10 protein-coding genes are annotated in these 9,476 nt (G+C 71.8%); 8 read left to right on the top strand and 2 right to left on the bottom strand.

Translation table 11 applies throughout. The features are described from left to right. Positions 1–55: 55 nt before the first annotated feature. Positions 56–1,141 (top strand): S-(hydroxymethyl)mycothiol dehydrogenase, encoded by a 1,086-nt coding sequence (locus FHG89_RS09955; RefSeq protein WP_139584088.1) that lies wholly within the window; start codon positions 56–58, stop codon positions 1,139–1,141. Continuing rightward, positions 1,141–1,770 carry an MBL fold metallo-hydrolase gene (locus tag FHG89_RS09950; protein WP_139584087.1) on the top strand — a complete coding sequence of 210 codons (630 nt, stop codon included), beginning with the start codon at positions 1,141–1,143 and terminating at the stop codon, positions 1,768–1,770. The genes FHG89_RS09955 and FHG89_RS09950 overlap by 1 nt, the downstream gene beginning before the upstream one ends. A gap of 42 nt (positions 1,771–1,812) precedes the next feature. Here FHG89_RS09950 and tsaA read toward each other — a convergent pair whose 3' ends face one another. Beyond that, positions 1,813–2,229, bottom strand: coding sequence for a tRNA (N6-threonylcarbamoyladenosine(37)-N6)-methyltransferase TrmO (gene tsaA, locus FHG89_RS09945; RefSeq protein ID WP_139584086.1), 417 nt, complete (start codon positions 2,227–2,229; stop codon positions 1,813–1,815). A gap of 49 nt (positions 2,230–2,278) precedes the next feature. Here tsaA and FHG89_RS09940 point away from each other — a divergent pair, with 49 nt between their 5' ends. The 3 genes from FHG89_RS09940 to FHG89_RS09930 all read left to right on the top strand — a co-directional run bounded on the left by FHG89_RS09940 (position 2,279) and on the right by FHG89_RS09930 (position 4,751). Continuing rightward, positions 2,279–2,734 (top strand): VOC family protein, encoded by a 456-nt coding sequence (locus FHG89_RS09940; protein ID WP_139584085.1) that lies wholly within the window; start codon positions 2,279–2,281, stop codon positions 2,732–2,734. Continuing rightward, on the top strand, positions 2,718–3,833 hold the full coding sequence (locus FHG89_RS09935) for a DUF3626 domain-containing protein (RefSeq protein WP_139584084.1): 1,116 nt from the start codon (positions 2,718–2,720) through the stop codon (positions 3,831–3,833). The genes FHG89_RS09940 and FHG89_RS09935 overlap by 17 nt, the downstream gene beginning before the upstream one ends. Before the next feature lie 204 nt (positions 3,834–4,037). After that, a complete protein-coding gene (locus tag FHG89_RS09930; RefSeq protein WP_139584083.1) occupies positions 4,038–4,751 on the top strand; it encodes a hypothetical protein in 714 nt (237 codons plus the stop codon). 57 nt (positions 4,752–4,808) lie between these two features. On the opposite strand, the gene FHG89_RS09925 is transcribed toward FHG89_RS09930, so the two are convergent. Continuing rightward, positions 4,809–6,179: a hypothetical protein gene (locus FHG89_RS09925; RefSeq protein ID WP_139584082.1), complete on the bottom strand. Its 1,371-nt coding sequence runs from the start codon at positions 6,177–6,179 to the stop codon at positions 4,809–4,811. A gap of 250 nt (positions 6,180–6,429) precedes the next feature. Between FHG89_RS09925 and FHG89_RS09920 the strand changes: the two genes are divergently transcribed. The 3 genes from FHG89_RS09920 to FHG89_RS33640 all read left to right on the top strand — a co-directional run. Then, positions 6,430–6,741: a MazG-like family protein gene (locus FHG89_RS09920; protein WP_139584081.1), complete on the top strand. Its 312-nt coding sequence runs from the start codon at positions 6,430–6,432 to the stop codon at positions 6,739–6,741. A gap of 354 nt (positions 6,742–7,095) precedes the next feature. Next, entirely contained in the window at positions 7,096–7,656 is a 561-nt protein-coding gene (locus FHG89_RS09915) for a hypothetical protein (RefSeq protein ID WP_139584080.1), read from the top strand. A 373-nt stretch (positions 7,657–8,029) separates the two neighbouring features. Continuing rightward, on the top strand, positions 8,030–9,476 hold a 1,447-nt coding region (locus FHG89_RS33640), incomplete at its 3' end, for a molybdopterin-dependent oxidoreductase (protein ID WP_244295312.1).

The raw sequence follows: 9,476 nt of genomic DNA, 5'->3' as shown, positions 1-9,476 counted from the left end.
CGACCCGGAGCACGCGAGCCGTACGCCGGGCCGCACACCACCAGCAGGAGGCGAAGTGAGCCAGGAAGTCCGGGGAGTCATCTCCCGCAGCAAGGGAGCGCCGGTCGAGGTCACCACCATCGTGGTGCCCGATCCGGGCCCCGGTGAGGCCGTCGTCCGAATCCAGTCCTGCGGGGTCTGCCACACCGACCTGCACTACCGCGAGGGTGGCATCAACGACGACTACCCGTTCCTGCTCGGCCACGAGGCGGCGGGCATCGTCGAGCAGGTGGGCGCCGGCGTCACCGATGTCGCCCCGGGTGACTTCGTGGTGCTCAACTGGCGCGCGGTGTGCGGGGTGTGCCGGGCCTGCCGCCGCGGCCGGCCGTGGTACTGCTTCAACACCCACAACGCCAGGCAGCGGATGACCCTCACCGACGGCACCGAGCTGACCCCGGCGCTGGGCATCGGCGCGTTCGCCGAGAAGACCCTGGTGCACGCCGGCCAGTGCACGAAGGTGGACCCGGCCGCGCGGCCGGCGGCCGTGGGCCTGCTCGGCTGCGGGGTGATGGCCGGGCTGGGCGCCGCCATGAACACCGGCAACGTCACCCGTGGCGACTCGGTCGCGGTGATCGGCTGCGGCGGCGTCGGTGACGCGGCGGTCGCCGGCGCGGCTCTCGCGGGCGCCACGACGATCGTCGCGGTGGACACCGACAGCCGCAAGCTCGACTGGGCCCGCACGTTCGGCGCCACGCACACCGTGAACGCCTCCGAGACCGACCCGGTCGAGGCGATCCGCGCCGCCACCGGTGGCTTCGGCGCCGACGTGGTGATCGACGCGGTGGGCCGCCCGGAGACGTGGAAGCAGGCCTTCTACGCCCGGGACCTGGCCGGCACGGTGGTGCTGGTCGGCGTGCCGACCCCGCAGATGCAGGTCGAGGTGCCGTTGCTGGATGTCTTCGGCCGCGGCGGCGCCCTCAAGTCCAGTTGGTACGGCGACTGCCTGCCCAGCCGCGACTTCCCGATGCTCACCGAGCTGTACCTTCAGGGCCGACTCGACCTGGACGCCTTCGTCACCGAGGAGATCGCACTCGACCAGGTCGAGAACGCGTTCGACCGGATGCACGGCGGTGACGTGCTGCGCTCGGTGGTGGTGTTCTGATGGCCGCCCGGGTCGACCGCGCGGTCACCGCCGGCACGTTCTCCCTCGACGGCCAGACCTTCGACGTGGACAACAACGTGTGGGTGGTCGGCGACGACAGCGAGTGTGTCGTACTGGACGCCCCGCACGACGTGGCGGCGATCCTCGCCCTGGTGGGGGACCGCCGGGTCCGGGCGATCCTGGCCACCCACGCGCACGACGACCACGTCCGGGTGGCACCCGAGCTGGCCGAGGCCACCGGCGCGCCGGTGCTGCTGCACGCCGCCGACCGGGTGCTGTGGGACATGGTCCACCCGCACCTGCCGCCGCACGGCGAGCTGCACGACGGTCAGGGCATCGAGGTGGCCGGCACCACGCTGCGGGTGCTGCACACCCCCGGGCACAGCCCCGGCGCGTGCAGCTTCCACGCCCCGGCCCTGGGCGCGGTGTTCACCGGCGACACGCTGTTCAACGGCGGGCCCGGCGCGACCGGGCGCTCGTTCAGCGACTTCGACACCATCGTCCGGTCGATCCGTACCCGCCTGCTCACACTGCCGGCGGAGACGGTCGTGCACCCGGGGCACGGCGACGACACCACGATCGGCGCGGAGGCGCCGCACCTGCCGGAGTGGCTGGCCCGCGGCCACTGAGCCGTCCGGGGTCGGGCCGGCGTTGGCGGGCGGCCGACGGGCTCAGCGCTCGTCGGCCGCCCCCAGCACCGGCTTGACGTCCAGCAGCGGGGTGCCGTCGAGCACCTCCAGGTCGGCCACCCGCAGGCGCAGCCCGTCCACGGCCAGCACCCGCACCCGGTGCAGCCCGATCGGGTTGGGCCGGTGCGGCGAGCGGGTGCTGAACACGCCGGTCTCCGGGCGGCTCTCGTCGCCGCGCGGGCGTACCGCCAGGACGTCCCGCCGCGCCCGGTCCAGCCAGGTCAGCACCAGCAGGTCAGCGCCGACCCGCACGTCCCGCAGGGCACGCCCGACCTGCGGGTCGAAGACCAGCCACGCCTCCGGCGCGCCCTCGTCGCCCTGCCGGGGCGCGCTCGCCGCGTCGGTCAGCGGCGAGGAGACCCGGCCGACCGGATGCAGCTGGTACGTCTCGTCGACCATCGTCGCTCCCTTCCGGACGGTGTGAGACTACGACGTTATGATCGCGCGCATGCCCGTCGAGCAGCCCGTACCCGTTGTCCGTCAGTTGCGTCTCGTCGTCGAGGCGGTCGACCACGACGCCGCCGTGGCGTTCTTCCGCGACGCGCTGGGCCTGCGCGAGGAGGCCGCGTTCAGCGGCGAGGGGGACGCCCGGGTGGTGATCCTGGACGCGGGCCGCGCCACCCTGGAGATCGCCAACCCGGCGCAGAAGCGCATGATCGACGAGGTCGAGGTGAGGCGGCAGGTGGCGCCGCGCATCCGGGTGGCCTTCGAGGTGGACGACGCCGAGGCGACCACCGCCCGGCTGGTCGCCGCCGGGGCGAGCGAGGTCGCGCCGCCGACGCGTACCCCTTGGCAGTCGCTCAACTCCCGCCTCGACGCTCCGGCCGACCTGCACATCACCGTCTTCGAGGAGTTGGCGACGCCGGACGACGGTGACCACGCGGGTGATGACGGCGACCACTGAGCCGGACGGGCGTCTGGCCACGGCTCTCGCCCCGGGGCAGGCGGCCGCCCTCGCGTACGTCCGGTCGCTGGCCGTGGTCGAGCGTCCCGCCGCCCTCGCCACCATCGCCCGGGAACTCGCGGCCGTCGGCGTCCGCCACCGTCCGGAGCAGTTCCTCGCCGCGGTCGTCCAGTCTGGTCGGCTCACCGTCAACTTCCACCCGGACCGGCTGTGCGCCGACGGGAGGCCCGTCGCCGTCGCCCTGGCCGAGGACGGGGTGTACCGCAGTCAGTTCGTCACGGGGATCTCGAACGGCAAGCTGATGGCGTACCCCGGCAGCGACCGGGACCGCTGGGAGCACGTGATGTTCGACGGCGCGTACCAGCGATCCGACGTCACGCCGGCCGAGCGGCCCACGTACGGCGGCCTGAACGTGCTCGACCACGCGGACGGCGCTTGTCCCCGCTTCGGCTCGTGCCACCTGCGGCTGCGCACGGCGGTGCTGGCGCGGGCCACGTTCTGCCTCGGAGACAGCCACCTCGGCCCGCGTGTGGTGGGCACCGCCGACGCGTTCGAGGCGATGCTCGCCGGGCTGCTGGGCGGCGTCGTCGCCACCGGCGAATGCCTGGGCCGAGCCGGGACGGACGTGAGCACCCTGGTCCGGACGGTGCTGAACGGTCCGAGCGCGCCGCCCCCGGTCGGTCGTGCGCTCGACGACTACCTGGAAGCTCAGATCCACGGCACCCTCGCCCTCGCTCATGATGTCGAGGAACTGGTGGCGGACCCGTCCTTCGCCGGCACCCCGACGGGCGCGACGCTGGAACTGATCGCCCAGCGGTATGGTTTCCCACTTCGGTGGCACCCCGGCTTCACGCTGGCGGTCGATCGGGTCGACCCCGAGTTCCGGGGCCCCGCGATCCCGGTGTTGGCGGCGCGTCTGCACCGCGAGTTCGCCCGACCGGGCGCACCGGTGGACGCGGCGCTGATCGGCCGGGGCGCGGTGTCGGCGGTCACCGAGCCGGACCGCTGGGCGGACCGGGGTCCGACAGCGGACACCCTTCAGCACCTCAAGCAGCTCTGGCACGTTCTCGTCCGGTTCGGCACGCCGCACGCCGGCTGACCGGTCCGGGCTCATCCGCGCCGATCGTCCGGTCCGCCGGAGTGACCGGGGCCGCAGGCTGCCGCAGCTCGGGCATTTCCGGAATGCCCGACACGCCAAGCTGGTTGTGTCCCCCGTACCGCCGGAGCCCAAACCCTTTTCCGCGGTCATCTCCCGAGGAGTGTTCACCCCGGAGCGCTCCGCACGATCGAAAGGGCAACCATCGTGAAGGTCGACTTCACTCGATGGCTCCCCGCCATCGCGAAGGACTCGTACCGCAAGACCGCGCTGAGTGTGGTGGGTGTGGCTGCCCTCGGCGGCCTGGCGCTCGCGCCCACCGCGACCGCCGCCCCGGTCACCTCCGGACCGCACCAGGGCGCCGTCGCCGCCATCGACCTCGCCACCGGCAAGGCCGCCACCTCGGCGCAGCAGGAAGACCAGCCCGTCGAGTCGGGCCTGACCACCGGCTCCGCCACCGGCAAGCCGCCGGCCGGCAAGCCCAGCCGTGCCGAGCTGATCCCGCACGGCATCGAGGGCGCCCAGTCGCGCATCCCGCTCGACGACGCGCAGCTCGACAACGCCCGGGCGATCGTCGACGCCGCCAAGAAGACAGGCGTCGGTGACCGGGGCGCCGTGATCGGCGTCGCCACCTCGTTGCAGGAGTCGAAGCTCTACAACCTCGGTCACCTCGGCGCGTACAACGACCACGACTCGCAGGGCCTGTTCCAGCAGCGCCCGTCGTCCGGTTGGGGCACGCCCGAGCAGATCACCGACCCGGAGTACTCGGCCACGGCGTTCTTCTCGGCGCTCAAGAACGTGGGCGGCTGGCAGGACCTGCCGCTGACCGCCGCCGCGCAGACCGTGCAGGTCTCCGCCTTCCCGTACGCGTACGCGCAGTGGGAGGAGCAGGCGGCGGACATCGTCCAGCAGCTCTGGTGACACCGGCACACAGAACCGGCCGGCTCCCCGCACGGGAGCCGGCCGGTTTTCTCGTACTCAGCAGGCGGGGTAGAGGCGGCGGGTGCCGACCCCGGCGGCGTACGCGGCCCGGTCGCTGAACCGGCAGCCGTAGTCGGCTCGGGCAACCACCGCCGGATCGGTCACGCTGTCACCGGCCGGGCGCTTGCCGGTGTGTACCCAGGACACCAGGTCGTCCCAGGCGACGCCCGCCTCGGTCGGGGTGAACTCGCAGTGCTGCGTGGCCCGGATGGCCCGCTGCACCACCAGCCGGCTGCGACCGTTGCGGGCCACGTCGGTGGCGTACGCCTGCTCCATGCTGAACGGCACGAACAGGTCACCGAGGCCGTGCAGGCTGAGCACCGGCGCGGTGGGTCGGCCGGCGATCCGCGGCACCTCGGTCAGCGTCGGCAGGAGTCGCTGCACGACGTTCTCCGGAGCGACCCGCCGCACGGTGGTGTTGACGTCGACCGGACTGTTCGGGGTGTAGCGGGTGAGCAGGTTGGTGGACAGCTGACCGGGCCGCTGGGCAGGGGAGTTGCCGCTCCCGGTGGGCACGCTGATGGAGAAGAGGAAGTCCTTCCAGACCGCGAACGCGGCGTCCGCGCCGGGACGCGGCCCGCCCGAACGGTTGACCGTGATGGCCCGCAACTGCCTGCCCCGGTCGGTCGTGGTGTCCGGCCCGGTGGGGGTCAGCCCGGCCAGGCCGAGCGCCACCTGGATGCGCGGGACCGCGTTGCTCAGGTAGTCGGCCGGCGTGGGATAGGCCGGCACCTCGGCCAGGGCCTGCGCGACCAGGTTGTAGTCCAGGTAGAAGTCGAGCAGCGTCTGATCGCCGAGCACCCCGCACATGGGTAGCGCCCCGTCGTAGAAGCCCGGGTACTGCTCCAGGGAACGACCGATGACGTACCCGCCCATCGACACCCCGGCGAGGTAGGTGCGGTGCGGCTTGCGGACGGTCCGTCCGAAGTGGTCGGCCAGGTCCCTGGTGCCCAGCACCCCCGAGCGGATGTCGAAGCCGTTGCGGTCGTACGACGACGACGCCCACGCGTACCCCTGCTCCAGCAGGCGCTGGCGCAGCTCGAACGCGGGAGGCTCCGGCGAGAGCACCGTGCCCTGACCGCGGTAGCCGTGCGCCCACAGCACCAGGTCGCCGTTCCACCGGGTGGGGACCTCGATGATGTACCCGGCGTGGCGGTGCACGCCCTGGCGTACCGTCGTCGGCCGGCCGGCCACGACCAGCGGGGCCAGCGGCGGATTCTCGATGGTGTATCCGGGCAGCGGCTGGCCGCCCCCGGGATCGCGGCCGGCGGCGGCGGCCGGCGCGGCGCCGGCCAGCCCGACGGCCAGGATCAGGGTCGCGGTGGCCGCGACCAGGCGGCGCAGGGTACGAACGGGTGTGGACAGCATCGACGCTCCCCATCGGACGGATGTCGCCTCCGGGGCGACCAGGCGGGACGGTTGCCTACCGGCCGGTAGCGCCCTGAACCTAGGACCGCCGTCGACCGGAGTCAATGGGTACGCTGACCGGCCGCTCAGGCGTGACTGTCCGGCCGGTCAGGCCGGGCCGTGTGGGGGCGCCGCCCGCACTGCCGGTCCGTCTTCCGGTGATGCCGCCCGGGTACGCGGCCCGGTCGGGCGGTCGGGTTGACTGGTCGCCGTGGACGACTCGATCTGGGACGCGGCCCGGGCTTCGCGAGCCTGGCTGGACGCGGCGAACGGCACCGGGCAGACGGAACTGACCTGCCGAATCCTCAAACTGACCGAGGAGGCGGGGGAGGCGTCCGCCGCCTGGATCGGGCTGCTCGGACAGAATCCGCGCAAAGGCGTCACCCACACCCGCGAGGACGTGGCGGCGGAGTTGGCCGACGTGGCGTTCACCGCGCTTGTGGCGATCGAGAGTCTGGGGCTCGACGCGCGGACGGTCCTGGACACCTGCGCCGAGAAGGTCCGCTCCCGCCTCGCGGGGTGAGGCCTGTCATCGCCTGATCGCCCGGGATGACCCTCACCCCGCCACGCGAGGTGGGGTGTTTGTCCGGTCTGGGGTCTTCTGGGCTGTGACCGGTCGCACCGGTGCGGCGGAATCGTGGCTGGCCGGGGGTCGTTACATACCCTGACGATCGCAGGACCACGGCCGCTGGGCCATCCCCGGAATGACTCCGGCCCGCCGGTCGTTACACACGGACCCGGCGCCGCGAGCCCTCCGGGCTTGCAGGCCGCCGACCCCTCAAAGACTTTGTGCAGCGCCGGACGAGGTGCTCACACCCGCGTCACCATCCCCCGGATCGGTGTGCGGGTGTTCCTACCCCCGAAGGAGCTAACCCCCATGAACACGATCATTCGTAAGAGTGTGCTGTCTGTTGCTGGTCTGGCCTTCGCCGGTGGCGTGTTCGCCGGCCCGGTCGCCGCGCACGCCAACCCGGTCGACGCCAAGCCGGCCGCCGCCGCGGTGCAGACGGCCGCGTCGAAGCCGCAGGGCGAGCAGTCGCACATCACCCTGAACGGTGAGCAGACCGCGAATGTCAAGGCGATCATCGCCGCGACGAAGAAGGCCGGCCTGCCCGAGCGGGCCGCGGTCATCTCGATCGCGACGAGCCTGCAGGAGTCGAAGCTGGAGAACCTCGGCCACCTCGGCGACCGCAACGACCACGACTCGTTGGGCCTGTTCCAGCAGCGCCCGAGCTCGGGTTGGGGCACCCCGGAGCAGATCACCGACCCCGCGTACTCGACGACGGCGTTCCTCAAGGGTCTGAAGCAGGTTGACGGCTGGCAGGACATGCCGCTGACCGACGCCGCGCAGACCGTGCAGGTCTCGGCCTACCCGGACGCGTACGCCCAGTGGGAGCAGCAGGCCACCGACCTGGTCGCCCAGCACTGGAACAGCTGACCCACCACACACAGACACGATGGCCGGCACCCCGCAACACGGGGTGCCGGCCATCGGCATGCCCGTGAACGGAAACTGTCCAAGGTCTGCGCGGGGCGGGAACAGTTGGCGCGGCCGGCTGGTTGTGAACCAGTGTCGGTGTGACTCAGTGTCCCCGGGCCTCACCTACTATCGCCGTCGCGGAACACCGTTCGGCTGGAGCCGCGTCGCGCCACTCGCCGAGAGGCGACCTGCACACCGACACCAGCGCCGCCCCCGACCCACCCGGGCCGGGGGCGGCGCTGTCTGTGCCCGCCGCTGGTTCCTCGGCTCGCCAACGTCTCTCAGTTGACCTATGTTCAGAGGGTCGCTCGCGTGGGAGGGGGTGTCGAGGATGGGTTTACGGACCTTCATCGAGGGTTGGCCGGTCTACCGGCAGCTCACCGGCACCGACCCGCTCGGCCGGGGCGCTGCGGCGCAGTCCCCCCGTTCGGCGGAGCTGACTCCCCGTACCGAGGCCGCCGACAGTGTCGCCCGCTCGGTCTGTCCGTACTGCGCGGTGGGCTGTGGCCAGCGGGTGTACGTGAAGGACGGGCGGGTCAGTCAGATCGAGGGTGATCCGGACAGCCCGATCTCGCGGGGTCGACTGTGTCCGAAGGGGTCGGCGAGCAAGAGCCTGGTGACGAGTCCGCTGCGGCAGACGAAGGTCCGTTACCGCCGTCCGTACTCTACCCAGTGGGAAGACCTGGAGCTCGACACCGCACTCGACATGATCGCCGACCGGATGCTCGCCGCGCGCGAGCAGACCTGGGAGGACGTCGACGCGCAGGGCCGGCCGCTCAACCGGACGCTGGGTATCTCCAGTCTGGGTGGGGCGACGCTGGACAACGAGGAGAACTACCTCATCAAGAAGTTGTTCACCGCGATGGGCGCCTTGCAGATCGAGAACCAGGCCCGTATTTGACACTCCGCCACCGTCCCCGGTCTGGGGGCCAGCTTCGGTCGTGGCGGTGCGACGGATTTCCAGCAGGACATCGCCAACGCTGACGTCATCGTCATTCAGGGTTCGAACATGGCCGAGGCGCACCCGGTGGGTTTCCAGTGGGTGATGGAGGCCAAGCGCCGTGGCGCGAAGGTGTTCCACGTCGACCCGCGGTTCACCCGGACCAGTGCGGTGGCGGACGCGTACCTGCCGATCCGGGCGGGCACCGACATCGCCCTGCTCGGTGGGGTGGTGCGCTACATCCTGGACAACGAGCTCGACTTCCGGGAGTACGTGCTCGCCTACACCAACGCGGCGACGATCGTCAGTGAGGAGTTCAGCGACACCGAGGACGGTGACGGGTTCTTCTCCGGCTTCGACCCGGAGACCGGCAGTTACGTGCAGGACAGCTGGCAGTACGAGGGCCATGAGGATTCCTCCGGCAGCGGGCACACCGCCCAGGAGCGGGACAGCGCCGCCGGGCTGGCCCACGAGTCGCACGGCGCGCCGGTGGGCGGGCAGACCCGACGGGACGAGACGTTGCAGCATCCGCGCTGCGTCTACCAGATCCTCAAGCGGCACTTCGCGCGCTACACCCCGGAGATGGTGGAGCGGGTCTGCGGCATTCCGCAGGAGCAGTTCCTGGAACTGGCGCGGGCGTGGACGGCGAACTCCGGCCGGGAGCGCACCGGCATGCTGATCTATTCAGTGGGTTGGACGCAGCACAGCGTGGGCGTGCAGTACATCCGTACCGGAGCGATCATCCAGCTGTTGCTGGGCAACATGGGTCGTCCGGGTGGCGGTGTGATGGCGCTGCGCGGACACGCCAGCATCCAGGGCTCCACCGACGTCCCGACGT

The sequence above is a fragment of the Micromonospora orduensis genome (assembly GCF_006228125.1).
GTDB classification, from domain to species: Bacteria; Actinomycetota; Actinomycetes; order Mycobacteriales; family Micromonosporaceae; genus Micromonospora; species Micromonospora orduensis.
Note: the sequence above shows the minus strand (reverse complement) of the source record. Positions and strands in the feature narration are given on the sequence as shown.

Coding starts and splice junctions, on each gene's coding strand:
- FHG89_RS09950 (WP_139584087.1), top strand. CDS start 1,141: ATGGCCGCCCGGGTCGACCGCGCGGTCACCGCCGGCACGTTCTCCCTC.
- FHG89_RS09935 (WP_139584084.1), top strand. CDS start 2,718: ATGACGGCGACCACTGAGCCGGACGGGCGTCTGGCCACGGCTCTCGCC.
- FHG89_RS09915 (WP_139584080.1), top strand. CDS start 7,096: ATGAACACGATCATTCGTAAGAGTGTGCTGTCTGTTGCTGGTCTGGCC.
- FHG89_RS09940 (WP_139584085.1), top strand. CDS start 2,279: ATGCCCGTCGAGCAGCCCGTACCCGTTGTCCGTCAGTTGCGTCTCGTC.
- FHG89_RS09925 (WP_139584082.1), bottom strand. CDS start 6,179: ATGCTGTCCACACCCGTTCGTACCCTGCGCCGCCTGGTCGCGGCCACC.
- tsaA (WP_139584086.1), bottom strand. CDS start 2,229: ATGGTCGACGAGACGTACCAGCTGCATCCGGTCGGCCGGGTCTCCTCG.